At 68.8% G+C, this 26979-nt stretch carries 21 protein-coding genes and 1 tRNA gene; 16 read left to right on the top strand and 6 right to left on the bottom strand.

The window, feature by feature from the left end:
* The first annotated feature begins 12 nt into the window (after window positions 1–12).
* The 12 genes from pta to galE all read left to right on the top strand — a co-directional run bounded on the left by pta (window position 13) and on the right by galE (window position 16368).
* Window positions 13–2145 (top strand): phosphate acetyltransferase, encoded by a 2133-nt coding sequence (gene pta, locus AC25YV_RS03355; protein WP_488122426.1) that lies wholly within the window; start codon window positions 13–15, stop codon window positions 2143–2145.
* The gene (locus AC25YV_RS03350; protein WP_488122425.1) at window positions 2142–3401 is read left to right on the top strand and encodes an acetate/propionate family kinase; all 1260 of its coding nucleotides are present in this window, start codon (window positions 2142–2144) and stop codon (window positions 3399–3401) included. Before pta ends, AC25YV_RS03350 begins: the two co-directional genes overlap by 4 nt.
* A gap of 95 nt (window positions 3402–3496) precedes the next feature.
* The gene (locus AC25YV_RS03345; RefSeq protein ID WP_488122424.1) at window positions 3497–4228 is read left to right on the top strand and encodes an HAD family hydrolase; all 732 of its coding nucleotides are present in this window, start codon (window positions 3497–3499) and stop codon (window positions 4226–4228) included.
* Window positions 4225–6744, top strand: coding sequence for a glycoside hydrolase family 65 protein (locus tag AC25YV_RS03340; protein ID WP_488122423.1), 2520 nt, complete (start codon window positions 4225–4227; stop codon window positions 6742–6744). The genes AC25YV_RS03345 and AC25YV_RS03340 overlap by 4 nt, the downstream gene beginning before the upstream one ends.
* A gap of 70 nt (window positions 6745–6814) precedes the next feature.
* Window positions 6815–9028, top strand: a complete 2214-nt coding sequence (locus AC25YV_RS03335) for a DNA polymerase III subunit gamma and tau (RefSeq protein WP_488122422.1) — start codon at window positions 6815–6817, stop codon at window positions 9026–9028.
* A 3-nt stretch (window positions 9029–9031) separates the two neighbouring features.
* On the top strand, window positions 9032–9631 hold the full coding sequence (recR, locus tag AC25YV_RS03330; protein ID WP_488122421.1) for a recombination mediator RecR: 600 nt from the start codon (window positions 9032–9034) through the stop codon (window positions 9629–9631).
* A complete protein-coding gene (locus tag AC25YV_RS03325; protein WP_488122420.1) occupies window positions 9628–10560 on the top strand; it encodes a DMT family transporter in 933 nt (310 codons plus the stop codon). The genes recR and AC25YV_RS03325 overlap by 4 nt, the downstream gene beginning before the upstream one ends.
* A 110-nt stretch (window positions 10561–10670) precedes the next feature.
* A complete protein-coding gene (locus AC25YV_RS03320; RefSeq protein ID WP_488122419.1) occupies window positions 10671–11957 on the top strand; it encodes an aspartate kinase in 1287 nt (428 codons plus the stop codon).
* 23 nt (window positions 11958–11980) lie between these two features.
* Window positions 11981–13057 carry an aspartate-semialdehyde dehydrogenase gene (locus AC25YV_RS03315; protein WP_488122418.1) on the top strand — a complete coding sequence of 359 codons (1077 nt, stop codon included), beginning with the start codon at window positions 11981–11983 and terminating at the stop codon, window positions 13055–13057.
* A 39-nt stretch (window positions 13058–13096) separates the two neighbouring features.
* Window positions 13097–14569, top strand: coding sequence for a malate:quinone oxidoreductase (locus tag AC25YV_RS03310; RefSeq protein ID WP_488122417.1), 1473 nt, complete (start codon window positions 13097–13099; stop codon window positions 14567–14569).
* 102 nt (window positions 14570–14671) lie between these two features.
* A complete protein-coding gene (locus tag AC25YV_RS03305) occupies window positions 14672–15325 on the top strand; it encodes a thymidine kinase (protein ID WP_488122416.1) in 654 nt (217 codons plus the stop codon).
* A 23-nt stretch (window positions 15326–15348) separates the two neighbouring features.
* Window positions 15349–16368 carry a UDP-glucose 4-epimerase GalE gene (gene galE / locus AC25YV_RS03300; RefSeq protein ID WP_488122415.1) on the top strand — a complete coding sequence of 340 codons (1020 nt, stop codon included), beginning with the start codon at window positions 15349–15351 and terminating at the stop codon, window positions 16366–16368.
* Between the two features lie 2 nt (window positions 16369–16370).
* Here galE and AC25YV_RS03295 read toward each other — a convergent pair whose 3' ends face one another.
* On the bottom strand, window positions 16371–17213 hold the full coding sequence (locus tag AC25YV_RS03295) for a DUF1295 domain-containing protein (RefSeq protein ID WP_488122414.1): 843 nt from the start codon (window positions 17211–17213) through the stop codon (window positions 16371–16373).
* 127 nt (window positions 17214–17340) lie between these two features.
* Between AC25YV_RS03295 and AC25YV_RS03290 the strand changes: the two genes are divergently transcribed.
* Window positions 17341–18051, top strand: a complete 711-nt coding sequence (locus AC25YV_RS03290) for a FadR/GntR family transcriptional regulator (RefSeq protein ID WP_488122413.1) — start codon at window positions 17341–17343, stop codon at window positions 18049–18051.
* Window positions 18052–18067: 16 nt separating this feature from the next.
* Window positions 18068–19324 (top strand): alpha-hydroxy acid oxidase, encoded by a 1257-nt coding sequence (locus tag AC25YV_RS03285; RefSeq protein WP_488122412.1) that lies wholly within the window; start codon window positions 18068–18070, stop codon window positions 19322–19324.
* A 13-nt stretch (window positions 19325–19337) separates the two neighbouring features.
* Here AC25YV_RS03285 and AC25YV_RS03280 read toward each other — a convergent pair whose 3' ends face one another.
* The 4 genes from AC25YV_RS03280 to AC25YV_RS03265 form a co-directional block, all read right to left on the bottom strand.
* Complete coding sequence (locus AC25YV_RS03280) at window positions 19338–20102, bottom strand: HAD-IIB family hydrolase (protein ID WP_488122411.1); 765 nt, start codon at window positions 20100–20102, stop codon at window positions 19338–19340.
* A 78-nt stretch (window positions 20103–20180) separates the two neighbouring features.
* A tRNA-Pro gene (locus AC25YV_RS03275) sits at window positions 20181–20257 on the bottom strand.
* Window positions 20258–20317: 60 nt separating this feature from the next.
* Window positions 20318–21247, bottom strand: a complete 930-nt coding sequence (locus AC25YV_RS03270) for a metallophosphoesterase (RefSeq protein ID WP_488122410.1) — start codon at window positions 21245–21247, stop codon at window positions 20318–20320.
* Complete coding sequence (locus AC25YV_RS03265; RefSeq protein ID WP_488122409.1) at window positions 21247–23961, bottom strand: transglycosylase domain-containing protein; 2715 nt, start codon at window positions 23959–23961, stop codon at window positions 21247–21249. The genes AC25YV_RS03270 and AC25YV_RS03265 overlap by 1 nt, the downstream gene beginning before the upstream one ends.
* 106 nt (window positions 23962–24067) lie before the next feature.
* On the opposite strand from AC25YV_RS03265, the gene sp36 reads away from it, so the two are divergent.
* Window positions 24068–24283 (top strand): Sp36 family protein, encoded by a 216-nt coding sequence (sp36, locus tag AC25YV_RS03260; protein ID WP_488122408.1) that lies wholly within the window; start codon window positions 24068–24070, stop codon window positions 24281–24283.
* A gap of 1 nt (window position 24284) precedes the next feature.
* A complete protein-coding gene (locus tag AC25YV_RS03255; RefSeq protein ID WP_488122407.1) occupies window positions 24285–24752 on the top strand; it encodes a RidA family protein in 468 nt (155 codons plus the stop codon).
* Window positions 24753–24862: 110 nt separating this feature from the next.
* Here the strand turns inward: AC25YV_RS03255 and acs are convergent, their stop codons facing one another.
* Window positions 24863–26845, bottom strand: coding sequence for an acetate--CoA ligase (acs, locus tag AC25YV_RS03250; RefSeq protein ID WP_488122406.1), 1983 nt, complete (start codon window positions 26843–26845; stop codon window positions 24863–24865).
* Window positions 26846–26979: the final 134 nt, after the last annotated feature.

Raw genomic sequence — 26979 nt, 5'->3', positions numbered from 1 at the left:
TAGGCTGGACGAGTGGCGCAGAGCATTTACATCACGTCGGCCGAGGGTCACTCGGGTAAATCCACGATCGCCCTGGGCGTCCTGGATGCCATGAGCCGGGCGACTCCCCGGGTCGGCGTCTTCCGCGCGATCGCGCGGTCGACGGACGAACCCGACTACGTGCTGCAGATGCTGCTCGACCACGACGGCGTCGACCTGCCCTACGAGGAATGCGTCGGCGTGACGTACGACGACGTGCGGCTCGACCCGGATGCGGCCCTCGCCACGATCGTCGAGCGGTTCAAAGCCGTCGAGGCGCGCTGCGACGCCGTCGTCATCGTCGGCTCGGACTACACCGACGTCGCGAGCCCCGCCGAGCTCGGCTATAACGCGCGCATCGCGGCGAACCTCGGAGCACCCGTGCTGCTCGTGCTGAGCGGCCGCGCGGGGCAGGGCGAGCAGCTCGGAGCCTCGACGGCGCGCACCCCCGAAGAGGTCGGACAGATCGCCTCGCTCGCCGTCACCGAGCTCGCACATGGGCGCGCGGGCCTGCTTGCCGTCATCGCGAACCGAGTCGACCCCGACCGTCTCGGCCAGACCGTCGAGGCGGTCACCGCCGTCGTCGCCGCGGCGCGTGCGACCACCGAGCATCCTGCCGCCGTCTGGGCCCTGCCTGAGGACCGGTTCCTCATCGCCCCGTCGGTGCGTGGCGTGCTGCGCTCGGTCGAGGGCCGGTTCGTCAAGGGTGACCCCGATCTGCTGACCCGCGAGGTGTTGAGCGTCGTCGTCGCGGGCATGTCGATGATCAACGTGCTGCCGCGGCTCGAAGAGGGCGCGATCGTCGTGATCCCCGCGGACCGCACCGAGGTGCTGCTGGCGGCGCTGCTCGCCAACGCATCGGGCACGTTCCCGTCGCTGGCGGGCATCGTGTTGAACGGGCCCTTTCCGCTGCCCGACGCGGTCGACCGGCTCATCGACGGGCTCGGTTCATCCCTGCCGATCATCGCGACCGATCTCGGCACGTATGAGACGGCCGTCCGCGTCATGCGCACGCGCGGCCGGCTCGCCGCCGATTCGCAGCGGCGCTACGACGCGGCGCTGGCGATGTTCGAGACGCACGTCGACACCGCTGAGCTGACCGAATCGCTCGGTCTGGCCCGACCCACGGTCGTGACCCCGCTCATGTTCGAGTACGAACTCGTGCAGCGCGCGCGCGCGCACCCCCAGCGCATCGTGCTTCCCGAGGGTGATGACGACCGTGTGCTGCGCGCGGCCGCGCGCGTGCTGGCCAGGGGCATCGCCCACCTCACGATCCTCGGCGACGAGGCCGACGTGCGCTCGCGCGCGGTCGAGCTCGGCATCGACATCGAACGGGCCCATGTGCTCTCGCCCTTCGATCCCGATCACGTCGACATCTTCGCCCGCGAGTACGAACGCCTGCGCGCCCACAAGGGCGTGACATACGCCAAGGCCGCGGACACCGTGACCGACGTGTCGTACTTCGGCACGCTCATGGTGCATCTGGGCCTCGCCGATGGCATGGTCTCGGGCGCCGCGCACACGACGGCGCAGACGATCAGGCCCGCGTTCGAGATCATCAAGACGCGGCCCGACGTGTCGGTCGTCTCGAGCGTCTTCCTCATGGCGCTCGCCGACCGCGTGCTCGTCTACGGCGACTGCGCCGTCATCCCCGATCCGACGGCGGAGCAGCTCGCCGACATCGCGGTCTCGTCGGCGGCCACCGCGGCGCAGTTCGGGATCGAGCCGCGCATCGCGATGCTGTCGTACTCGACGGGGGAGTCGGGCTCAGGCGCTGAGGTCGAGAAGGTGCGCGCCGCGACGCGGCTCGTGCGCGAGCGCGCACCGCACCTGCTTGTCGAGGGGCCCATCCAGTACGACGCGGCGGCCGATGTCGCCGTCGCGGCAGCCAAGATGCCCGGCTCGCAGGTCGCCGGCCGCGCGACGGTCTTCGTCTTCCCCGACCTGAACACCGGCAACAACACCTACAAGGCCGTGCAGCGTTCGGCGGGTGCCGTCGCGATCGGCCCCGTGCTGCAGGGTCTCAACAAGCCGATCAACGATCTCTCGCGCGGCGCGCAGGTCGACGACATCGTGAACACGATCGCGATCACGGCGATCCAGGCGCAGGGGGAGGCGGCCGTATGAGCACGGTGCTCGTCGTCAACAGCGGGTCCTCGTCGTTCAAGTACCAGCTGATCGAGATGCAGACCGAGTCGGTCCTCGCCTCGGGGCTCGTCGAGCGGATCGGCGAAGGCGTCGGGCGCGCGGTGCACACCGTCGAAGCCGCTGTCCTCGCAGACCTCCGGGGCCCTGCACCGACCGTCGTCGAGACGACGTACGAACGCGAGCTCGCCATCCCCGACCACACCGCCGGCTTCGCTGTCATGCTCGACGCGTTCGCCGAGCACGGGCCCTCGCTCGACGAGCGGGCGCCGGTCGCCGTCGGCCACCGGGTCGTGCACGGCGGCGCACGCTTCTTCGAGCCGACCATCATCACGCCGCTCGTCGAGATCAACATCGATGAGCTGTCCGTGCTCGCGCCGCTGCACAACCCCGGCGCACTGCAGGGCATCCGCGCCGCGCGGGCCGCGTTCGCCGACATCCCGCACGTCGCGGTCTTCGACACGGCCTTCCACCAGACCCTCGCACCCGCCGCCTACACGTACGCGATCGACCGCGAGCTGGCCGCCGAGCACCGTATCCGCCGCTATGGCTTCCACGGCACGTCGCACAAGTTCGTCTCCGAGGCGGCGGCGGCCTTCGTCGGCCGTCCGCTGAGCGAGCTCACCCAGATCGTGTTCCACCTCGGCAACGGCGCATCCGTCACCGCGATCGACGGCGGACGCTCGGTCGACACGTCGATGGGCATGACTCCGCTCGAAGGCCTCGTGATGGGCACGCGATCGGGCGACATCGACCCCGCCGTGCTGCTGCAGCTGGCGCGGCGCGCGCGCATGTCGACCGACGATCTCGACACCCTGCTGAACAAGCGCTCCGGTCTGCGCGGTCTGGCCGGCGTGTCCGACATGCGCGACATCGTGCAGCGCATGGAGGCGGGGGATGCCACGGCGACCCTGGCGTTCGAGGTGTATCTGCACCGCCTGCGCGGCTATGCCGGTGCGTACCTGGCGCAGCTCGGCGGCGTCGATGTCATCTCGTTCACAGCCGGTGTCGGCGAGAACTCCGCGATCGTGCGGGCCGGCGCCCTCGCGACCCTCGGTTTCGCCGGTGTCGAGATCGATCCGGAGCGCAACGAAGGACGGGCGGGTGGTGGGAGTGAGGGGCCCCGCCGCGGCATCCGTCGCATCTCGACCGATGCCTCGCGCGTGACCGTGCTCGTGGTTCCGACCGACGAAGAACTCGAGATCGCGCGGCAGACTCTGCAGGCGACGCGGGGCTGATCGCGGGTGTCGCTGGCACCCGGTCGCGATTACGCTTGGATGACGGCGCGAAGGTGGGTCGAGCCCGTCTGCCGTTCCTCCGTCGAAGGGAACCCGTGACCACCGAGCCGCACCCCGATCTCTCCGCATACGACGCCGTTCTGTTCGATCTCGACGGCGTCCTCACCCCTACCGCCGACGTGCACATGCACGCCTGGCGGACGATGTTCGAAGAGCTGTTCGCGCAGTGGAACATCGAGCCGCCCTACAGCGACGCCGACTACTTCGCATCGCTCGACGGCAAGAAGCGGTATGACGGCGTCGCGAGCCTCCTGCGCTCGCGCGACGTCGAGGTGCCGTGGGGCGACCCGTCCGACCCCGTCGAAGCCGACACCGTGTGCGGTATCGGCAACCGCAAGAACGTCGTGTTCGAGCGCATCCTGCGTCAGGATGGCATCGCGCCCTACCCGGGCTCGCTCGCGATGCTCGACGCGCTCGACGCCGCCGGCACGCCGGTCGCGGTCGTCTCCAGCTCGAAGAACGCTGAAGAGGTGCTCACCGTCGCCGGCATCCGCGGACGATTCCCCGTCGTGATGGACGGCGTCATCGCCGAACGCGACCACCTCGCCTCCAAGCCCGCGCCCGACGTGTTCATCGAAGCGGCCCGGATGCTGGGGGTCGATCCCGCCCGCTCCGTCGCCGTCGAAGACGCCATCAGCGGCGTCCAGTCCGCCGCCGCCGGCGGCTTCGGTCTCGTCATCGGCGTCGACCGCGGTGTCGGCGCCCCCGCCCTCATCGACGCCGGGGCAGACCTCGTCGTCTCTGACCTGCAGGAGCTCGTCCCGTGATCGATCGCGACCGCTTCCCCGTCGACCCCTGGCGACTCGTCGAGAACAGGTACTCCGACGAGGACGCGGGGGTCACCGAGACGCTGTTCTCGCTCGCCAACGGCTACCTCGGGTTGCGCGGCAACCACGCCGAAGGGCTGCACGCGCACGAGGACGGCACGTTCATCAACGGGCTGCACGAGACCTTCCAGATCCGTCACGCCGAGCAGGCGTTCGGTTTCGCCGAGGTCGGGCAGATCATCGTGAACGCTCCCGACGCCAAGGTCATGCGCCTCTACGTCGACGACGAGCCGCTGACGCTCGACATCGCCGACCTGCGCGACTACGAGCGCAGCCTCGACATGCGCGACGGCGTGCTGCGCAGATCGCTGCTGTGGATCACGCCGTCGGGCAAAGAGGTGCGGGTCGAAGATGAGCGCCTCGTCTCGTTCGACCACAAGCACCTCGCCGTCCTGCGCCTGGACGTCACGGTCCTCAACGCGGATGCACCCGTCACCATCAGCTGCCAGATGATCAACCGCCAGGACGGCGAGAACGTGTACGGCGGCAATCCGATCGTCACGAAGAAGGCCGGCTTCGACCCGCGCAAGACCGAGAAGCTCGATGCGCGCGTCCTGCAGCCGCAGGAGTACTGGCAGGAAGACGACCGCTCGGCGCTGTCGTACCGCGTGACCGAATCGGGAATGACGGTCGCCGTCGTCGCCCAGCACCTCGTCGAGACGGCGAACGAGTTCGAGACTCGCCGCCTGGTCGAGCCCGACATCGCCAAGAACGTCTTCCGCGTCCAGGCCAAGGCGGGCGTGCCGATCCGCATCACGAAGCTCGTCGGCTACCACACGTCGCGGGGCGTGCCCGCGCGCGAGCTCGTCGATCGCTCGCGCCGCACGGTCGATCGCGCCCTGAACCTCGGCGTCGACGCGATCTTCGCCGGTCAGCGCGCGTGGCTCGATGACTTCTGGAAGCGCTCTGACGTGCGCATCGGCGGCCACGACGACCTGCAGCAGGCGACGCGCTGGTGCCTCTTCCAGCTCGCGCAGGCGTCGGCCCGGGCCGACGCGCATGGCGTGCCCGCGAAGGGCATGACCGGCTCGGGATACAGCGGGCACTACTTCTGGGACACCGAGATCTACGTGCTCCCGTTCCTCACGTACACGACGCCTCTGTGGGCACGCAACGCACTGCGAATGCGCTACCTCATGCTCCCCGCGGCGCGGCGGCGCGCCTTCCAGCTGAATGAGGCGGGCGCTCTGTTTCCCTGGCGCACGATCAACGGCGAAGAGGCCTCGGCCTATTACGCCGCGGGCACGGCGCAGTTCCACATCAACGCCGACGTCTGTTATGCGCTGGCCAAGTACGTCCGCGCGACGGGCGACGTCGACTTCCTGCACCGCGAGGGCGTCGACATCGCGGTCGAGACGGCACGCCTGTGGGCGACCCTCGGGTTCTGGCGCGTCAGTGACGGCAGCATCGATGTGGAGTCCTTCCACATCCACGGCGTGACCGGTCCCGACGAGTACACGACGGTCGTCAACGACAATCTCTTCACGAACGTCATGGCGCGGTTCAACCTGCGCTTCGCCGCACGCACGGTCCGCGACATGCAGCGGGACGCTCCCGAGGCGTACCGGCTCATGGCCGAGCGCCTCGCCCTCGAGCCCGACGAGGCCGAAGCGTGGGATCGCGCCGCCGACGCGATGCACATCCCGTTCAGCCCCGCCCTGGGCATCCACCCTCAGGACCACGTGTTCCTCGAGCGGGAGATCTGGGACCTCGAGAGCACGCCGCCCGACAAGCGCCCGTTGCTGCTGCACTTCCACCCGCTCGTCATCTACCGCTACCAAGTGCTCAAGCAGGCAGACGTCGTGCTGGCGCTCTTCCTGCAGGGCAATTACTTCTCGGCCGAGGACAAGCTCGCCGACTTCGAGTACTACGACCCGCTGACGACGGGCGACTCGACGCTCTCGGCGGTCGTGCAGTCGATCCTCGCGGCCGAGGTGGGCTATCAGGACCTCGCCCTGGAGTACTTCCGCCAGGCGCTGTTCGTCGATCTGGCCGACCTGCACGCCAACACCGCCGACGGTGTGCACGTCGCCTCGGCCGGGGGAGTGTGGACGGCGCTCGTCTCGGGCTTCGGCGGCATGCGTGATCACTTCGGCGAGCTGACGTTCGACCCGCGGCTGCCCGTGTCGTGGCCGTCGCTCGAGTTCGTGCTGCACTGGCACGGCACGCGCCTGGACATCGCGATCACGCACGACGAGCTGCGCGTGCGCGCGTCAGAGGGCGACCGCGTCGGCTTCAGCGTGCGGGGCAGGGCATACGTCGTCGAAGCGGGCGGAGAGCTCGTGGTGCCGCTGCACGGACAGGGGCCCGTCATCCCCGGGCGCCCGTCGCTGCAGGGGCTCGGGGAAGCGCGCCGCGAAGACGGCTCGATCCTGTCGGCCTCGGTCCCGACCGTGACGGCGTCGATCCCCATCATCGGGGCGGGCGCCGACGTCGAGTTCGGGGTCGATGTCTGAGGGCAGGTGCAAGACCGGGTGCCGGTGCACGATCAGCTTCGGTGTCCGACGTACGCCGTAGGCTAGGCGGGTGACCACAGCCCTCTATCGTCGCTACCGACCCGAGTCCTTCGGCGAGATGATCGGCCAGGCGCAGGTCACCGATCCGCTCATGACGGCGCTGCGCGGCGATCGCGTCGGTCACGCGTACCTGTTCTCGGGTCCTCGCGGCTGCGGAAAGACGACCTCGGCGCGCATCCTTGCGCGCTGCCTGAACTGTGCGCAGGGCCCGACCGACACCCCGTGCGGCACGTGCGACAGCTGTGTCGAGCTCGGCCGCGGCGGCGGCGGATCGCTCGACGTCGTCGAGATCGACGCCGCGAGCCACAACGGTGTCGACGATGCCCGCGACCTGCGCGAACGCGCGATCTTCGCGCCCGCGCGCGACCGGTTCAAGATCTTCATCCTCGACGAGGCGCACATGGTGACGCCGCAGGGCTTCAACGCCCTGCTCAAGCTCGTCGAAGAGCCGCCCGACCACGTCAAGTTCATCTTCGCGACGACCGAGCCCGAGAAGGTCATCGGCACGATCCGCTCGCGCACGCACCACTACCCCTTCCGGCTGGTTCCGCCCGCCGCGATGCTCGACTACGTGCAAGAGCTCTGCACGAGCGAGGGCGTCGAGGTCGAAGCCGGGGTTCTGCCGCTCGTCGTGCGCGCCGGCGGAGGGTCGCCGAGAGACACGCTGTCGCTGCTGGATCAGCTCATCGCGGGCTCCGACTCCGACGGCGATTCCGCCACGGTCGTTCGGTACGAGCGTGCCGTCTCGCTGCTCGGGTACACCCACGCCGAACTGCTCGACGAGGTCGCCGACGCGTTCTCGGCGAACGACGCCGCGGCCGCTTTCGCAGCGATCGACCGTGTCGTGCAGACCGGACAAGACCCCCGCCGCTTCGTCGACGACCTGCTCGAGCGACTGCGAGACCTCATCGTCATCGCCGCGACGGGGCAAGGCGCCTCGGCCGTGCTGCGCGGGCTCTCTGAAGAAGACCTCGCACGAATGACCCGTCAGGCCGAGGCATTCGGTCCGGCTCGGCTGTCGCGCACAGCCGACATCGTCGTCTCGGCGCTCGACGACATGACGGGTGCGACCTCGCCGCGCCTGCAGCTCGAGCTCATGGTCGCGCGCGTTCTCGCGAGCGGTTCGGCGGTGGCGGCCGAGTCACCCCGCGCGGCGGCCGAAGCGCGCCCAGCGGTCGCGGCCCCTGCCGCCCAGGCTGCCGCGCCTGCTCCTGCTGCGCAGGCTCCGGCTTCTGCTGCCCAGGCTCCCGCCCCTGCCGCTCAGACGCCGGCTTCTCCTGCCGCTCCTGCACCGGCCTCTCCTGCCCCTCAGGTGCCGGCTTCTCCTGCCGCTCCCGCAGGGGCGTCGGCACCGGTTGCCGAGCCCCTCGCGACGGGTCCCGTCACGCTGCAGCGCATGCAGGATGCCTGGCCCGAAGTGCTCTCGCGTCTCGAGCAGATGCGGCGCTCATCGTGGCTGATCGCGTCGGCGACGCGCGTCATCGAGCTCGACGGCGACCCCGCGGCGCCCAACATCACGCTCTCGTTCCGAAGCGCCAGCGACCTCGAGCGCTTCAAGCCGCGCGCCATGGGCGGCACCGATGCCCACGTCGACGTGCGTCAGGCGATCGCCGACACACTTGGTGTGCAGGTGCGCTTCCGCACGCGGCTCGACGGCCCGCCGCCCCCGGGGCGCGATGAGGCACCGCCCCCGTCTGACGACCCGCCGCCGCCCGACGACGACCCTTCCGATCGCCCCGGACCTTCGAACTTCGCACCCGCAGCTGAGCGTGCCCCCCAGGCACCGCCGCGCGAGCGCCCGGCGCCGCAGCGCGCGCCGCAGTCCGCGTCGCCGGTGACCGAGTGGGCCGTCGCGTCGATCCCGGCGACCCCCGACGCACCCGCTCCCGCCTCGGCGAAGGGCGGTCCCGCCGCATCGCTCGCCGTCGACGACGAGCCCGAGGACGCAGCATCCGCTCACTCGCGCACGCTCACCACGACGCTCGCGCGCGACGGCGCGGTGCTGCCACCGGCTGACGTCTCGCCCTCGATCCAGCCCGTCGACGACGAGATCGAGGCCGAGCAGCTCGACCCCGTGCCGGTCCCGCCCGTCGTCACCCCGCCTACGCCGCCCGCGCGCCGCAACGACGGCGTGCAGCGCTACGGCGAGGCCGTCGTCCGCCAGATGCTCGGTGCGACGTTCGTGCGAGAAGAGCCCTACACACCCGCGACGAAGTTCGGATAGCCCATGTACGACGGCATCGTCCAAGATCTCATCGACGAATTCGGCCGGCTTCCGGGCATCGGCCCGAAGTCGGCGCAGCGCATCACGTTCCACATCCTGCAGTCGCCGTCGTTCGACGTCTCGCGTCTCGCGCACCTGCTCAGCGAGGTGCGCGAAAAGGTGCGCTTCTGCGAAGTGTGCGGCAACGTGTCCGAACAGGATCGCTGCAGCATCTGCCGCGACCCGCGGCGCAACGCCTCGCTCATCTGCGTCGTCGAAGACGCCAAGGACGTCGCGGCGATCGAGCGCACGCGGGAGTTTCGCGGCCTCTACCACGTGCTCGGCGGCGCGATCAGCCCCATCGCCGGCATCGGCCCCGATGACCTCCGCATCACGCAGCTCATGCAGCGCCTCGCCGACGGCACGGTGCAAGAGGTCATCCTCGCGACGAACCCCAACCTCGAGGGCGAAGCGACGGCGACCTACCTCAGTCGGCTCCTGCACTCGCTCGACATCGCCGTGACACGGCTCGCATCGGGCCTGCCGGTCGGCGGCGACCTCGAATACGCCGACGAGGTCACGCTCGGTCGCGCGTTCGAAGGGCGCAGGTCGGTCGGAGGATGACCGCGGCGCTTCACCGGTTCACGCCGCGCGCCTGGGTGCTGTTCGGCGCGATGTGCCTCATCTGGGGCATGCCCTACCTCTTCATCAAGCAGGCGGTCGACTCGTACTCGCCCGCATCGGTCGTCGCGGGTCGCACCCTCATCGCAGCCTTCATCCTGCTTCCGTTCGCGATACGCCAGGGGGCGCTTCGCCCCGCGTGGAAGAAGATCGGCTGGGTGCTCGTGTTCGGCGCCGTCGAGATGGCCGGACCGTTCCTGCTGCTCAGTCACGCCGAGCAGACCCTGCCCTCCGGGCTCACGGGGCTGCTCGTCGCGACGGTGCCGCTGTTCGCCGCGATCATCGCCTTCACGGCGGGCGACCGGTCGGTGCTGAAGCCCTCGCGGATGATCGGTCTCGCGGTCGGCTTCGGCGGCGTGGCGATCATCGTCGCCGGTCCCGGCCTCGCCGTCGGCGGCACGAGCTCGCTCATCGCGATCGGAGAACTGCTGCTCGTCGCGATCGGGTACGCGATCGCCCCGTTCATCGTCGCGCACAAGCTCAAGGGCATTCCGGCGCTCGGAACCATCACGATCTCGCTCGCCGCTGTGGGGATCTTCTACCTGCCGATCGCCCTGCTCACGCAGCACGAGATGCCCACGATCGAGAGCACGACGGCGCTCATCCTGCTCGCCGTCGTCTGCACGGCCGTCGCGTTCATCGTCTTCTTCGCGCTCATCGACATCGTCGGTCCGTCGCGCGCGCCGCTGTTCACCTACGTCAACCCGGTTGTGGCGATCCTCCTCGGCGTCCTGATCCTGGGCGAGCAGCTCACCCCGGGGCTGATCGTCGGATTCCCGCTCGTGATCCTCGGATGCTGGCTCGCGGCGACCGGCGGTGCGCTGCGCGCAAAGAAGCCTCCGGGCGACCTGCCGGTCATCGCCCCGGGCTGACCCGTGCGTGCCGTTTCGCCGTCGTCGTCACATGAGCGGGGGAGCATGACGGGCTCCGTAAGATGGAGCTCTGCGCGCGGCATCCGTCCGTGCATTCCGGGGAGTTCCACGTGGCGCTGATCGTCCAGAAATACGGCGGGTCGTCTGTCGCGGATGCCGAGGGCGTCAAGCGCGTCGCCAAGCGCATCGTCGACACGCGACGCGCGGGACACGACGTCGTCGTGGCCGTGAGCGCAATGGGCGACACGACCGACGAACTGCTCGATCTCGCGAACGAGGTCGCACCGATCCCGCCGCCGCGTGAGCTGGACATGCTGCTCTCGAGCGGTGAGCGCATCTCGATGGCGCTGCTGGCGATGGCCATTCACTCGATGGGCTTCGAAGCGCGATCCTTCACGGGCAGCCAAGCGGGCATGATCACCGACTCGACGCACGGCGCGGCCCGGATCGTCGATGTCACGCCGGTGCGCCTGCGCGAAGCGCTCGATGAGGGCGCGATCGTCATCGTCGCGGGCTTCCAGGGGTTCAATCGCGACACCCGCGACATCACGACGCTCGGCCGAGGCGGCACCGACACGACCGCCGTCGCGCTCGCCGCCGCGCTCAACGCCGACGCGTGTGAGATCTACAGCGACGTCGATGGTGTCTTCACCGCCGATCCCCGCGTCGTGCCGAAAGCGCGAAAGCTGCGCGCGGTCACGAGCGAAGAGATGCTCGAGCTCTCGGCGAACGGCGCGAAGGTGCTGTACATCCGCGCCGTCGAGTACGCACGCCGCCACGGCGTGCTCATCCACGCACGCTCGACATTCAGTTCGGGCGTGGGAACATACGTGCTCGGCCCGGGGATGACGATCCCCGACGGCGAAGAGGGAGAACAGATGGAAGAGCCGATCGTCGCGGGAGTCGCGACCGACCTCAGCCAGGCCAAGATCACCGTCGTCGGGGTTCCCGACGTGCCGGGCAAGGCCGCCGAGATCTTCAAGGTCGTCGCCAAGTCCGGCGCCAACGTCGACATGATCGTGCAGAACGTGTCGGCGGCGACGACGGGGCGCACCGACATCTCTTTCACGGTGCCCAAGACCGAGGCGGGCACCGCGCTGCGCGCGCTCGCGGCGGAGCAGCCCGACATCGGGTTCGAGAACCTGCTGCACGACGACCAGATCGGAAAGCTCTCGGTCGTCGGGGCCGGCATGCGCACGCACTCGGGCGTCTCGGCGACGCTGTTCGAAGCGCTGTCGGTGGCCGGCATCAACATCGAGATGATCTCGACGTCCGAGATCCGCATCTCGGTCGTCGTGAGCGGCGACGAGCTCGTCGATGCCGCTCGCGCTGTGCACACTGCGTACGACCTCGACGGCGAGATCGAAGCGATCGTCCACGCCGGAACCGGCCGCTGAGCGGCCTGAGAGGACCCGACACCATGACGCGCATCTCCGAATCCGGAGTCTCTGTCGCCATCGTCGGCGCCACCGGCCAGGTCGGCACGGTCATGCGCGAGATCCTTATCGAGCGCGACTTCCCGATCCGCGAGCTGCGCCTGTTCGCCACGGCCCGCTCAGCCGGCACGTCGGTCGCCTTCGGTGACAGCACCGTCGTCGTCGAAGACATCGCCACGGCAGACCCCGCCGGCATCGACATCGCCTTGTTCTCGGCCGGCGCGACCGGCAGCCGCGCGCACGCGCCCCGCTTCGCCGACGCCGGGGCGGTCGTCATCGACAATTCCAGCGCATGGCGTCTCGACCCGGATGTGCCGCTCGTGGTCAGCGAGGTCAACCCGCACGCGATCGCCGATGCCCGGCGCGGCATCATCGCCAACCCGAACTGCACGACGATGGCCGCCATGCCGGTCATGAAGGCCCTCCACGACGAGGCGGGGCTCGAGCGGCTCATCGTGAGCACGTACCAGGCCGTCAGCGGCTCGGGGCTCGCCGGTGCCGAAGAGCTGCTCGGTCAGGTCGAGGGTGTGCTCGCTCAGGGCGACACGCTCCGGCTCGTGCACGACGGCTCCGCTGTCCAGTTCCCCGAGCCCGAGAAGTACGTCGCCCCCATCGCGTTCGATGTCATCCCGCTCGCGGGCTCCATCGTGGACGACGGAGAAGACGAGACCGACGAAGAGAAGAAGCTGCGCAACGAGAGCCGCAAGATCCTCGAACTGCCCGACCTTCGCGTCGCGGGCACGTGTGTGCGCGTGCCGGTCTTCACGGGGCACTCGCTGAGCATCAACGCCGAATTCGCGCGCGACATCTCGCCCGAGCGGGCGCGCGCCGTGCTCGCCGTGGCTCCGGGAGTCGCCCTCGATGAGGTGCCGACCCCCCTGCACGCGGCGGGCAAGGACCCTAGCTTCGTGGGTCGTATCCGCGCCGACCAGTCCGCCCCCGCGGGCAAGGGCCTCGTGCTGTTCATCAGCAACGACAACCTGCGCAAGGGTGCGGCGCTGAACACCGTGCAGATCGCCGAACTCGTCGCCGCGTCGCTTCGCGGGGCAGCCCGGGCGTGAGCGATCCGGCGTGTCTGCGGACCCGCCTAGAATCGTAGGGTGACCGAACCCTTGGATGTCGTCCTCGTCGGCGGTGGCATCATGAGCGCCACCCTCGGCACTCTGCTGTCCCAGCTGCAGCCCGATTGGAAGATCGTCGTCGTCGAACGACTCGGCGATGTCGCGCTCGAAAGCTCGAACGCGTGGAACAACGCCGGAACGGGTCACGCGGCGCTGTGCGAGCTCAACTACATGCCCCAGGGCCCCGACGGCACCGTCGACCCCGCCAAGGCTGTCGCGATCAACGAGCAGTTCCAGCAGAGCCGGCAGTTCTGGTCGACGCTCGTCGAGGAGGGCGTGCTCGATGCCCCCTCGACCTTCATCAATCCCGCACCGCACATGACGTTCGTGCGCGGCGAGAAGGATGTCGCCTACCTCAAGAAGCGCTACGAAGCACTCAAGGACCAGCCTCTCTTCGCGGGCATCGAGTACAGCGAGGACTCGCGCGTCATCAACCAGTGGGCGCCGCTGCTCATGCAGAACCGCGTCGCGGGCGAGCCGTTCGCCGCCACCCGCGTGCCCGCGGGCACCGACGTCGACTTCGGTGCTCTCTCCCATCAGCTCTTCGACCACCTGCGCGACCGCGGCGTCGATGTCGTGACGAACTGCGAAGTGCGCCGCATCCGTCGTCAGAAGAACGGCCTGTGGCGCATCAACTGGCGCAACACGATCGGGCACACGCCCGGGTACACCGACGCCCGCTTCGTCTTCGTCGGCGCGGGCGGCTGGGCGCTGAAGCTGCTGCAGTCGTCGCGCATCCCCGAGATCTCGGGATACGGCGTCTTTCCCATCGGCGGGCAGTTCCTCAAGACGACCAATCCCGAGGTCGTCGCGCAGCACAAGGCGAAGGTCTACTCGCAGGCCTCGGTCGGCGCCCCGCCCATGTCGGTGCCGCACCTGGACACCCGCGTCGTCGACGGCGAGACTTCTCTGCTGTTCGGCCCGTTCGCGACCTTCAGTCCGAAGTTCCTCAAGAACGGCCGCATCACCGACATTGTGGCGCAGGTTCGCCCGGGCAACCTCTGGCCCATGATGAAGGTCGCTCTCGACAACCCCTCGCTCATCACGTACCTCGTCGGCGAGCTGATGAAGAACCACGCCAAGAAGGTCGACAGCCTGCGCACCTTCATGCCCACCGCGAAAGACGAGGACTGGACGCTCATCCAGGCCGGCCAGCGCGCACAGGTCATGAAGAAAGACCCCAAGAAGGGTGGCGTCCTGCAGTTCGGCACCGAGGTGATCACGAGCGAAGACGGCACGATCGCGGGTCTGCTCGGGGCGTCGCCGGGTGCGTCGACGGCCGTCTCGATCATGCTCGGTCTGCTCAAGACGTGCTTCCCCGAGCAACTTCCGCAGTGGGAGCCGCGCCTGCGCGAGCTCGTGCCGAGCTACGGCGAGACGCTGAACAACCGCCCCGAGGTCGCCGAAGCCGAGCTCGCCAAGACCGCGCAGACCCTCTCGATCCTGGCGTAACGCCAGGCATTCTGAGGTCGCGCTCGCGGCATCTCCGGCCCTCGCGGGGTGCTCTGGACCTGACGCGTCGCGGGTGCGTCTGCGCGCGACTACGCTCGGCACGTGGCAAAACTGTACTTCCGCTACGGAGCGATGAACTCCGGCAAGTCGACCGCCCTGCTGCAGGCGGCGTACAACTATGAGGAACGCGGTCAGCGGGTGCTGCTGGCCAAGCCCGCGATCGACACGAAGGACGTCGACCGAGTCTCGTCGCGTCTGGGGATGTCCCGCCCCGTCGACTTCCTCATCCGCCCCGATGACGATGTGCGCGCGCTGTTCGCCGGCCACCGCTCGCGACTGCGCCACGACGCCGTCGAGACGCTGATCCCCGACGCGTCGGTATCGGGCCGCGCGGCCGATGTCGCGTGCCTCCTGATCGACGAGGCGCAGTTCCTCACGCCCGCGCAGGTCGATGATCTGCTGCGCATCGTCGTGCTCGATGGCATCCCGGTGCTCGCGTACGGGATCCGCACGGATTTTCGCACCGAGGCGTTCCCCGGCTCGCGGCGCCTGCTCGAACTGGCGCACAGCCTCGAAGAGCTGAAGACGATCTGCCGGTGCGGGCGCAAGGCGCTCTTCAACGCGCGGCTCGTCGGCGGACGGTTCGTGTTCGACGGCGACCAGGTCGCGATCGACGAGCTATCGCCCGACCGCGTGACCTACGAATCCATGTGCGCGGAGTGCTATCTCAGCGAGTCCGGTGGGCGGCTCGGCTGACCGGGCCGCCGTAGGCTAGGGCCATGCGCGTTCTTCTTGCCGGCGGGGCCGGGTACATCGGAACCCACACCGCGGTCGCCCTGCTCGACGCCGGCCACGACGTCGTGCTGCTCGATGACCTCTCGGGCACGAGTCCCGTCGCCGCGGAGCGCGTCGCCGAGATCACGGGCCGGGACGTGCCTCTCGTTGTGGGGGATGCCGCCGACGACGTCGTCGTCGAGCAGGTGTTCGCCGACCACGGCCCGATCGACGCGATCGTGCACCTCGCGGCGTTCAAGGCCGTGGGGGAGTCGACGCAGAAGCCGCTCGACTACTACTCGAACAACCTCGACACGACGTTCGCCCTGCTGCGCGCGGGTATCGCGCACGGCATCCGCTCGTTCGTCTTCTCGAGCACGGGCACGGTCTACTCCGACCCCGCCGACCTGCCGTTCACCGAGCAGTCCGCGACGAGCGTCGACCTCTCGAACCCGTACAGCAAGTCCAAGCGCATGAACGAGGTCGTCCTCGCCGACGTCGCGCGGGTGAACCCCGAACTGAACGTCACGATCCTGCGCTATTTCAATCCCGTGGGCGCGCACCCGTCGGGTCTCATCGGAGAAGACCCCGCGGGCATCCCCAACAACCTCATGCCGTTCGTATCGCGCGTCGCGATCGGAACGCTCGATCGCATCGGCGTGTTCGGTGACGACTACGACACCCCCGACGGAACGGGCCTGCGCGACTACATCCACGTCGTCGACCTCGCCGAGGGCCATGTCGCGGCGCTCGAAAAGGCCGAACCCGGCTTCGCGGTCTACAACCTCGGGACGGGCGTTCCGGTCAGCGTGCTCGACCTGGTCGCCGCTTTCGAGCGTGCCGTGGGGCGGGAACTGCCCAAGAAGATCCTGGCGCGCCGGCCGGGTGATGTCGCGGCGACCTACTGCGACCCGTCGAAGGCCCGCGCCGAGCTGGACTGGCAGACGCGCCTCACGATCGACGACGCGTGTCGCGACTACTGGAACTGGCAGACGAAGAACCCCGACGGCTACGGCACCGTCTGAGCTCAGGTCGGCGCGGGCCCGGGAGCCCTCTTCGCGCGCTTCGGCGGGCGCGGTATGAGCATCGGCGTCGACCGCTGGTAGTCGGCGTAGGCCGGGTACTTCGACGACGAGATCGACTCGGTGAAGATCGTCGATCCGATGAAGAGGATCGTCAGCAGGATCGCGCCGATGATGGTCCAGTTGATCGCGCCTCCCCAGAAACCGAGGCCCGAAGCGACGGCCGCCGTCGCGCCGATCGCGTAGAACACCCACCACTGGGCCTGCTCGAAGAAGAAGTTCGGGTGACGGCTCCACGAGAACATCCCCGCGGTGAGAAAGCCCTCCGCGGTGCCGGCCTTCTTGGCCCGGTGGAAGTCCCACTGCTGCTGGTCCGCCATGAACTCCCCGACGAGGAAGCCCGCGAACAGGACCGCGAACACGACGTCCCAGACGGTGAAAGGCGCCGGGTGCTCCCACGCCATGTACGCCGGAAGCGTGATGAGCACGAGCAGGGCGTTCTGGTACAGGACGATGAAGAGCAGGTTGAAGATCTGGAACTGCCACGGCTTCATGCGACCGCGAAGGATCGCCCACCGGTAGTCCTCCATGCCGGTGTATCCGCCCTTGCGGGCGAAGTTGAAGGTGAGCCGAGCTCCCCACGCCGTGGCGAGGAGCGCCATGACGAGCAGCCGGGCCGCGTCGGCCCCGTCGGCGATCGCAGCGGCCGCGAAGATCCAGACGTAGACCACCGGGACGATAGACCACAGGCGGTCGACCCATGACGTGTCCTTCGTGATGAGCGAGGCGATCCAGCAGAAGGCGCAGGTCGCGGCGAAGACGATGAGCACGACGGTGAGCGGGTCCATGCGGTCAGGGTAGCGGCCGATCACCGTCGATCCGGCGGTGATCACGGAGTGGCGGCCGATGTAGACCACGGAGTGTTGCCGTGGTCAGACCACAGCCGCTAGTGTGGTCGGACCACAAAGGAGCCGCATGTCCGATACGACGCGCGCATGGCGCACGGTGCTCGAGCGGATCGAGGGCGAGATGCTCGACGGCACCCTCGGACCGGGCGACCGGCTGCCATCCGAGCGCGAGCTCGCCGCGACGCTCGGTGTCGGGCGCTCGAGCGTGCGCGAAGCCCTGCGCGTGCTCGAGGTCATGGGGCTTCTCCGCCTCGGCACCGGCTCTGGGCCGACAGCGGGAGCGATCATCACCGCGACCCCCCAGGGCGGGCTCTCGGCGGTCCTGCGGCTCCAGGTCGCGGCGCAGGGCTTTCCCCTCGACGACGTCGTCGCGACCCGCCTCGTGCTCGAGACCGCCGTCGTCGAGACCCTCGCCGACGCATCCGGGGCGGCGACGGCCGACGCCCACGTCGTGCTCGACGCGATGGAGCGCGCGGACCTGACGCCGGCGGAGTTTCTCGCGCTCGATGCGCAGCTGCACCTGACACTCGCCGAGGCATCCGGCAATCAGGTCATCGCCGCCATGATGACGGGCCTGCGGGCATCGATCGAGTCGTACGTGCAGGCCGGCGTCGACGGCATCGCCGACTGGCAGGCGACCGCCGCGCGCCTGCGCACCGAACACCGCGCTCTCCTGGCCGCTGTGGATGCCGGTGAGGCATCGCTCGCACGCACTCTCGTTCACGACCACATCACCGGCTACTACGCCGAAGCGGGCCTCGACCGTCCGCGCCCCTGACAGAAGGAAGCCCACCATGGTGAAACGACAGCTGCCCCGTCCCGCTGAGCTCCTCGAGCTGATGCAGTTCAAGAAGCCCGAGCTCGACGGCCGCAAGCGTCGGCTGGAGGGCGCGCTCACGATCGCCGACCTGCGCACGATCGCGAAGCGGCGCACGCCCAAGGCGGCGTTCGACTATACCGACGGTGCGGCCGAGGGAGAGCTGTCGCTGTCCCGAGCGAGGCAGGCGTTCGCGGACGTCGAGTTCCACCCTGACGTTCTGCGTCCCGCCGCGTCGGTCGACATGTCGACCGAGATCCTCGGCGGACCGTCGGCGCTCCCGTTCGGCATCGCGCCGACCGGCTTCACCCGCCTCATGCAGACCGAGGGCGAGACGGCCGGCGCGGGGGCGGCCGGGGCCGCCGGCATCCCGTTCACACTTTCGACGCTCGGCACGACCTCGATCGAGGACGTCGCGCGGGTGAACCCGCACGGGCGCAACTGGTTCCAGCTGTACGTCATGCGCGACCGCGACATCTCGTACGGACTCGTGCGCCGGGCCGCCGAGGCCGGGTTCGACACGTTGCAGTTCACGGTCGACACACCGGTCGCCGGAGCTCGCCTGCGTGACAAGCGCAACGGCTTCTCGATCCCGCCGCAGCTCACGGTCGGCACGATCATCAACGCGATCCCGCGGCCGTGGTGGTGGTTCGACTTCCTCACGACGCCCAAGCTCGAGTTCGCCTCGCTCTCGACGACGGGCGGAACCGTCGGCGAGCTTCTCGATGCCGCCATGGACCCGACGATCAGCTATGACGACCTCGCCGTCATCCGTGACCTGTGGCCCGGCAAGATCGTCGTCAAGGGCGTGCAGAACGTCGAAGATTCCCGGCGGCTCATCGATGCCGGCGTCGACGGGATCATCCTGTCGAACCATGGCGGCCGCCAGCTGGACCGTGCGCCCGTGCCTTTCCACCTGCTGCCCGAGGTTGTGCGCGAGGTGGGCAAAGACGCGACGGTCATGATCGACACGGGCATCATGAACGGTGCCGACATCGTCGCGGCGATCGCCATGGGCGCGAAGTTCACGCTCATCGGCCGCGCGTACCTGTACGGCCTCATGGCCGGCGGACGCGAGGGCGTCGACCGCACGATCGCGATCCTGCGCGGCGAGATCGAGCGCACCATGAAGCTGCTCGGCGTCTCGTCTCTCGCCGAACTCGAGCCGCGGCACGTGACGCAGCTGACCCGGCTCGTGCCGGTGCGTGGGCAGGGCGTGCGCGCCTCGGTCTGAGCGCGGCTGCGGCTCAGCGCTCGGGCAGCGTCGGGATCAGCTCGTCGAGCAGTTGCGCGGTTTCTTCCCAGCCCTCGACCGCGCGGCAGCGGACGCCCATCGCGAGCACGGGGTAGTCGTTGCCGTCGGGGTCGAGGCGGTCGCCGATGAAGAGCATGTCATCGAGCGGGATGCCGGAGTGCTCGGCCAGCTTCCGCATGCCGTAAGCCTTGTCGATGCCGCGGTGGGTGATGTCGACCGACGTCGATCCCCCCGAGCGTACTTCGAGATCGGGCAGACGATCGGCGACGGCGGCGCGAAGCGTGTTCTTCTTCTCGCCTGTCGGGTCCCATGCTGATTTGGCGTCCAGCGGAGCGCGCTGGCCGAGGGCCGAGAATGTGATCTGCGACCCACGGTCCTCGAGGATGTCGCCCCACGGCTCGGACTCCCACAGGCCCAGGCGGCGCGCCTCGGACTCGACCGCCGCGAGGGCGCGCGTCTTCTCGTCGTCGGTCAGCGCGTGCGCGTAGACCGTGACCATGCCGTCCGGGGTGAGCCGGTAGTACTGCGTGCCGCACGTCGGCAGCAGGTGGAAGGCGTCGAGGCTGTGCTTCGCGGCATCCGGCAGCAGCTCGATGACCTGAGCGGTGAACTGAGCGAGCTGGCCGCCCGAAATGATCGCGACCTCGACGCGCTCGGCGAGGGCGACGAGAAGGTCACCGATACGGGGGTCGATCGCGCTCTTGGACGGCGCGAGGGTGTCGTCGAGATCGAAGGCGACGAGACGTGGTGAGCTCACGGACAGCCCTTCTGCATCGATTGACCGCATGGCCCCTTCAAACGAATCGACCGACCGCAAGCGGCCGGTCGATTCAGTTGGTCGGGGTGACAGGATTTGAACCTGCGGCCTCTTCGTCCCGAACGAAGCGCGCTACCAAGCTGCGCCACACCCCGTTACCGCTCGCACGGCAACCCCACGAGTCTACCCGATCGGCGAGCGTGCTCCGAACGGATTCAGTCGCGGGGGAGAAGTGTGAGCAGTGACGCCTCAGGACGGCAGGCGAAGCGCACCGGGGCGTAGATCGAATGCCCGAGGCCCGCGCTGACGTTGAGGGGCACGACGCGTCCGTTGTGCGCCCAGGCGCTCAGTCCGCGGGCCTGATCGAGGGGGATGTCGCAGTTCGCGACGAGGGCGCCCACTCCGGGCAGTCGCACCTGCCCGCCGTGCGTGTGACCCGCGAACAGCACGTCGGCGCCGAAGTCGATGAAAGCGTCGAGAACACGGCGGTAGGGGGCGTGCGTCACGCCGATCGTGAGGTCGGCGGTGCCGGTCTCGCGCAGTCCTGCCAGGAGCGGTGGCAGGTCGTCGAGGCGGTCCCAGTCGCGGTGCGCATCGCGCACGCCGAAGGCATCGATGCGCAGGCCACCGGCCTGCAGGGATCCGGCGGCGTTGTTCAGGTCGAGCCAGCCGAGGTCATCGCGCAGATAGGCATCGAGAGCGGCGGTGTTGAGCTCGACCTCGGTGCGCGCGGTCTTCGAGGGGCCGCTGAAGTACTTGACGGGGTTGCGCGGACTCGGCGCCGTATGGTCGTTCGAGCCGTTCACGAACACGCCCGGCACGCCGCGCAGCGGGTCGTAGGCACGGCGGATGCCGCGCAGACCGTCGCGGTGACCGAGGTTGTCGCCCGTGTCGACGACGAGGTGAGGCTCGAGTTCTGCCAGCTGAGCGATCCACTGCTGCTTGCGCTGCTGCCACGGCGCCATGTGGGCGTCCGAGATGTGCAGGACGCGCACGGGGTCGGCGCCCGCCGGGAGCACACGCACCTCGTGGGTGCGCAACGTGAACAGATAGCGTTCGATCCCGATGCCCCACAGGGCCGCTCCGGCGCCGAGCGCGCCCGCGATCCCGAGGGTCGCGAGAGCGCCCGAACGAACGGATCCCATCAGCAGCTGCGGGCGGCGTAGCTCACCGAGATCGGCGAGTTGCGATTCACGACCGAGCCGGCAGCGGGGTCTGTGGCCGTCACCCGTTGCGCGTCGCCCTCGAGGTCGGCGTTCACGGTGCACGTGCCGTCGGACACGTTGCCGAAGCCCGCGGCGCGCAGGCGGCCCTTCGCCTCATTGAGGGATGCTCCGCTCACGTCGGGCACCGACACGCCCTGACCGTTGCTCGGTCGGATTGTGACCGTGGTTCCGGCGGGCACGCGACCCGCGCCGGGATCCTGCTGCGCGATCGTGCCTGCCTCTTCGGCACCGTCGACAGCGTCGCCGACGTTGACCGAGAAGCCTGCGCCTTCGAGCTCGGCGCGTGCCTGGTCGGTGGACATGCCCACCACGTTCGGCAGGTCACGCAGCACCTGACGGGTCAGCTCGCCGTACTCGCGCGAGAACTGGTCTCCGCCGTAGAGCTCGTTGGCGGCGAACTGCGTCTGACGCGCCAGGGGATAGCGCATGTCCGCGATGCGGTAGCCGTTGGCGTACTTGCGGAAGATGTCGCCGAACCCGTCGCTGTTGCCGACCCAGGCAGCGGTCGAGACGCGCGTCGAGGACTCGACCATCCAGGACTGGTACTCCTCGTGCGAACCGGTCTTGCCGAGCACGGGGGCATTCCGCGGGTTGGCACCCGAACCCGTGCCGCCGTTCATGACGCCGACGAGCGCGAGCGCAGCGGTCGAGGCGACCGCGGGCTCGAGCACGGTCGTGCACGTGCGCTCGGGGATCGGCAGCTCGACGCCGTCGAAGTCGACGACGCGGTCGATGACCTTGGGCTGGCAGTAGACGCCGTTGTTGGCGACCGTGCCGTAGGCGCCGGCCATGGCGACCGGCGAGATGTTGTCGTCACCGATCACGTTGTTCGCGTACTTCATCTCGATCGGCCGTCCGTCACCGGTCTGAACGCCCATCTTGGTGGCGATCTTCGCGATGTCGCAGAGGTCGAGCTGCTCGGCCATCGCGAGGTAGCCCGAGTTGAGCGACGTGGCGGTGAATCGCATCGGGGTGCCCACCCAGCCGCCGGCGTTGCCGAAGTTGCCGATCCTGTCGCGGGCGACGTTGACCCAGTCGCCCGTGCACGAGTTGGTCATGCGTGGGAAGACGCGGTTGACGCCGTTGATCGTCTCGTTGACCGACTTGCCGGCCTCGAGCCAGGCGAGGAGGGTGAAGAGCTTGAACGTCGAGCCGACGTTGAAGCCCTCGGACTTGCCGGTCACGTGGTCACCCGCGTAGACGAGCGACGAGTAGTTCGGGTCGCCCGAGAGGTTGGCGTCTTCGCTGAACACCGTGTTCTGCGCGATGGAGAGCACGCGCCCGTTGGTGTTGTCGATGCTGACGGTCGACGAACCCAGTCGTCCGGTCTCGCGTCCGGTCCAGCCTTCGGCCGACGTGGGCACGACCTCACGCATCGCCTGCTCGGCCGCCGCCTGCATGCGCGGGTCCATCGTGATGTAGACCTTGAGGCCGCCGCGCTGCAGCGTGCGCATGCGATCGTCGGGCGTCTCGCCGAACGCTTCGTCGGCGAGGATCGTGTTCTTGACGTACTGGCAGAAGTACGCGGCACCGCCTGCTGCGGCGCATCCGATCGTCGGTGCCTGGATATTCGGCGTGATGGGCTCGATGACGGCCGCGACGTACTCTTCGTACGTGATCTTGCCGTCGCCGAGCAAGCGGCTGAGCACGTACAGCTGGCGACCCTTCGTCGCGCTGTAGGGGTCGGCTGCCGCGACGTACTGCTCCTGCGTGATCGTGCCGTCGTTGAGGAGGGCCTTGAGCGGCCCGAACTGCGCCTCGTCGATGTCGTCGATGATGCCGTCGGCTGCCTTGTTGTAGCCATTGCCGTCGCGGTCGAAGATCGAGCCGCCGGGCTTGTCGAAGCGGTACGTGTTGGGGTTCTGCACGATGCCGGCCAGCGTCGCCGCCTGCGACACGTTGAGGTCGGCTGCCGAGACGCCGAAGTAGAAGCGCGCGGCGGCGTCGATGCCGTAGTTCTGACCGCCGAAGTTGGCGATGTTGAGGTAGCCGAGCAGGATGTCGTTCTTCGAGTACTTCTGCTCGAGCGAGATGGCGTAGCGCATCTCCTGCAGCTTGCGCTGGATGCCCTCGGCGCCCTGGGCCGTCGTGGCATCCGTCCAGCACTCGGCGAGCACCTGGTCGCGAGACTTCTCTTCGGTCGCCGTGGCGTTGGCCTCGCAGCGCTGAACGAGCACGTTCTTGACGTACTGCTGGCTGATCGACGAACCGCCCTGCGTCTCGCCACCGCCCTGCACGTTGGAAAGCACGGCGCGCGTCGTGCCGATGAGGTCGACTCCGCCGTGCTGGTAGTAGCGGGGGTCCTCTGACGAGAGGATCGAGTCGTAAAAGACGGTCGCGACCTCGTTGAACTCGACGGGGGAGCGGTTCTGGTCGTAGAACTTCGCGAACTCCTGCTCTTCGCCCGTCTCGGGGTTCGTGACGATGAGCGTCGAGGGGAGCATGAGCTTCTCGATGTCCAGGACACTCGGCAGGTTGTCGAACATGTCGAGGGCACTCGATGCGGCAGCGCCGGTGACGGCGATGGCCGGGGTGACGGTGGCGGTCACGAGAAGACCCGCGACAGCGCTCAGACCGACCAGACCCGCAAGGCCGCCGAGCACACCGGTGGCCGTTCGTTTCGTTCCAGGCATAGGGTGATCGTAAGGGAACTACCTGAGGTTTCCCCTGACGGCGCGTGCGCTTTTGCCGCTGCGATCCGGTCTTCCGCCGCTGTTCTTCTGCCTTCGAGGAGTCCGTATGACGACGTGGGAGTACCTCACCACGCCCCTGCTCATCCACAACACCGCTGCGATCCTCAACAACTGGGGCAAGCAGGGCTGGGAGCTCGTGCAGGTCGTGCCGGGTCCCGAAGGAGGCCTCGTCGCCTACTTCAAGCGTCCCACCGGCGGCGGTGCCGCCAACGCCGGACTGGATGCCGCAGCCGCCGCCTCGTCGCAGTTCGAAGGAGCCTGACATGACCGTTTCCGCCCGCCTCACCGAGCTCGGTATCGAGCTGCCCCAGGTCGTCCCGCCCGTCGCGGCGTACGTGCCCGCCAAAGCGCACGGCGACCTCGTCTACACGGCAGGTCAGCTGCCCATCGTCGCGGGGTCGCTGCTGGCGACCGGCAAGGTCGGTGAGGGCGACGGCCTGGTGACGGCTTCCGATGCGCAGGGGTATGCACGTCAGTGCGCGCTCAACGCGATCGCGGCGGCCGCTGCCGCCGTCGGCGGCGTCGACCGCCTCTCGGGCGTCGTCAAGGTCACGGGCTTCGTCGCCTCGGTGCCCGAGTTCACCGGCCAGCCCGTCGTCATCAACGGGGCGAGCGAATTGCTCGCCGAGGTCTTCGGTGACACCGGCGCTCACGCGCGCTCGGCCGTCGGCGTCTCTGCTCTGCCGCTGGATGCGCCCGTCGAGGTCGAGGTCGTCTTCTCGGTCGCGTGAGCGAGCCCGCCCGCATGCTGTGATCGCTCAACGGCAACGGGGCGTCGAAACCGTGGGGTCCCCCACTGTCTCGACGCCCCGTCGCCGTTTCTGCGTCGGGGCCGGGGCGGTCAGCGCACCTGAGCGCTGATGACCGACATCACCGCGGTGTCCGCGAGCGTCGTCGTGTCGCCGACCTCGCGACCCTCGGCGACATCGCGCAGCAGGCGCCGCATGATCTTGCCCGAGCGGGTCTTGGGCAGCTCGTCGACGATGTAGACGTCGCGCGGGCGGGCGATCGGGCCGATCTGCTCGCCGACCCACTGCCGCAGCGTCTGGGCCAGCCCTTCGGGAGAGTGCTCGGCGAGGTAGCTCTGCTTGATGATGACGAACGCTGCCACAGCCTGGCCGGTCGTCTCGTCGGACGCACCGACGACGGCCGCCTCGGCGACGGCCTCGTTGGCCACGAGCGCCGATTCGATCTCGGTCGTCGACAGGCGGTGGCCCGACACGTTCATGACGTCATCGACGCGTCCGAGCAGCCACACGTCGCCGTCGTCGTCGAGTCGGGCGCCGTCGCCGGCGAAGTAGTAGCCCTGGGACTGGAACTTCGACCAGTACGTCTCGACGAAGCGCTCGGGGTCGCCCCAGATGCCTCGCAGCATGCTCGGCCAGGGCTCCGTGACGACGAGCAGTCCGCCGTTGCCGTTGCCGACGTGCGATCCGTCCTCATCGACGACGTCGATCGAGATGCCGGGGATCGGCACCTGCGCCGAGCCCGGCTTCGTCTCGGTGATGCCCGGCAGCGCCGAGATCATCGTCGCTCCCGTCTCGGTCTGCCACCACGTGTCGATGATGGGCGCCGCCTTGCCGCCGATCACCTTGCGGTACCACATCCACGCTTCGGGGTTGATCGGCTCGCCCACCGAGCCCAGCAGGCGGATCGACGAGAGGTCGTACTTCTTGGGCACCGCGCGCCCGATCTTCATGAACGAGCGGATGGCGGTCGGAGCGGTGTAGAAGATCGTGACGCCGTACTTCTGGATGATCTCCCACCAGCGGCCGGGGTGCGGAGTGTCGGGCGTGCCTTCGTAGAGCACCTGCGTCGCGCCGTTCGCGAGCGGACCGTACGTGACGTAGGTGTGCCCCGTGACCCAGCCGATGTCGGCGGTGCACCAGAACACGTCGGTCTCGGGGTGGATGTCGTGCACGACCTTGTTCGTGAAGGCGGCCTGCGTGAGGTACCCGCCGGACGTGTGCAGGATGCCCTTGGGCTTTCCGGTCGTGCCCGAGGTGTACAGGATGAACAGCGGGTTCTCGGAGGGGAAACCCTGCGCTTCGTGCTCGGCAGAGGCCTGCGGCACGACGTCGTGCCACCAGAGGTCGCGACCCTCGGTCCACTCCACGTCGTTCTCGCCGCGGCGCACGACGAGGACGTGCTCGACGGTCTCCTGCACGCCCGAGCCGTTACGGTCGGCGAGTGCCTGATCGACGGCGGGCTTGAGGGGCGACACCTTGCCCTTGCGGTAGCCGCCGTCGGCCGTGATGACGAGCTTGGCTCCCGCGTCGTCGATGCGCGAGCGCAGGCTGTCGGCCGAGAAGCCGCCGAAGACGACGGAATGGATCGCGCCGATCCGTGCGACGGCGAGCATCGCCGCGATCGCCTCGGGGATCATCGGCAGGTAGATCGCGACCCGGTCGCCGGTCCCGACGCCGAGGTCGCCGAGCACGTTCGCGAGGCGCTTGACCTCATCGGTCAGCTCGGCATACGTCACGTCACGGGAGTCGCCCGGCTCGCCCTCCCAGTGCAGCGCGACGCGGTCGCCGTTGCCGGCTTCGACGTGCCGGTCGAGGCAGTTGTAGGCGACGTTCAGCTCGCCGTCGTCGAACCACTTCGCGAACGGCGGGTTCGACCAGTCGAGTACTTCCGTGAACGGCTTGTGCCAGTGCAGTTCGCGTGCGCGCTCTGCCCAGAAGGCATCACGGTCGGCGGCGGCCTCGTCGTACAGTTCACGCGTCGCGATCGCGTTGTCGGCGAAGGTCTCGGACGGGGCGAATCGCCGCGTCTCGTTGAGCAGGTGATCGATCTGGGTGCTCTGCGTGATGTCGCTCATGGGGCGCGCTCCTTTGCGGCGGGTGGGGTCATAGCCGGAGTCCGGCGAGCTTGACGAGGAAATCTACCCGGCGGCTCAGGGCCCCACTACCTCCGTTAGTGGGTGTCCGACACGACTGATATATCGGCGTGAAT

Source organism: Microbacterium sp. Y832 (genome assembly GCF_057669765.1).
The sequence above is the reverse complement of the archived record's forward strand: the minus strand, read 5'-3'. Positions and strand labels throughout refer to the sequence as shown.

What these genes read in the sequence shown, in the direction of transcription:
- AC25YV_RS03350 (WP_488122425.1), top strand. Translation starts at nt 2,142, where the DNA reads ATGAGCACGGTGCTCGTCGTCAACAGCGGGTCCTCGTCGTTCAAGTAC.
- recR (WP_488122421.1), top strand. Translation starts at nt 9,032, where the DNA reads ATGTACGACGGCATCGTCCAAGATCTCATCGACGAATTCGGCCGGCTT.
- AC25YV_RS03325 (WP_488122420.1), top strand. Translation starts at nt 9,628, where the DNA reads ATGACCGCGGCGCTTCACCGGTTCACGCCGCGCGCCTGGGTGCTGTTC.
- AC25YV_RS03315 (WP_488122418.1), top strand. Translation starts at nt 11,981, where the DNA reads ATGACGCGCATCTCCGAATCCGGAGTCTCTGTCGCCATCGTCGGCGCC.
- galE (WP_488122415.1), top strand. Translation starts at nt 15,349, where the DNA reads ATGCGCGTTCTTCTTGCCGGCGGGGCCGGGTACATCGGAACCCACACC.
- AC25YV_RS03295 (WP_488122414.1), bottom strand. Translation starts at nt 17,213, where the DNA reads ATGGACCCGCTCACCGTCGTGCTCATCGTCTTCGCCGCGACCTGCGCC.
- AC25YV_RS03290 (WP_488122413.1), top strand. Translation starts at nt 17,341, where the DNA reads ATGTCCGATACGACGCGCGCATGGCGCACGGTGCTCGAGCGGATCGAG.
- AC25YV_RS03285 (WP_488122412.1), top strand. Translation starts at nt 18,068, where the DNA reads ATGGTGAAACGACAGCTGCCCCGTCCCGCTGAGCTCCTCGAGCTGATG.
- AC25YV_RS03270 (WP_488122410.1), bottom strand. Translation starts at nt 21,247, where the DNA reads ATGGGATCCGTTCGTTCGGGCGCTCTCGCGACCCTCGGGATCGCGGGC.
- AC25YV_RS03265 (WP_488122409.1), bottom strand. Translation starts at nt 23,961, where the DNA reads ATGCCTGGAACGAAACGAACGGCCACCGGTGTGCTCGGCGGCCTTGCG.
- sp36 (WP_488122408.1), top strand. Translation starts at nt 24,068, where the DNA reads ATGACGACGTGGGAGTACCTCACCACGCCCCTGCTCATCCACAACACC.
- AC25YV_RS03255 (WP_488122407.1), top strand. Translation starts at nt 24,285, where the DNA reads ATGACCGTTTCCGCCCGCCTCACCGAGCTCGGTATCGAGCTGCCCCAG.
- acs (WP_488122406.1), bottom strand. Translation starts at nt 26,845, where the DNA reads ATGAGCGACATCACGCAGAGCACCCAGATCGATCACCTGCTCAACGAG.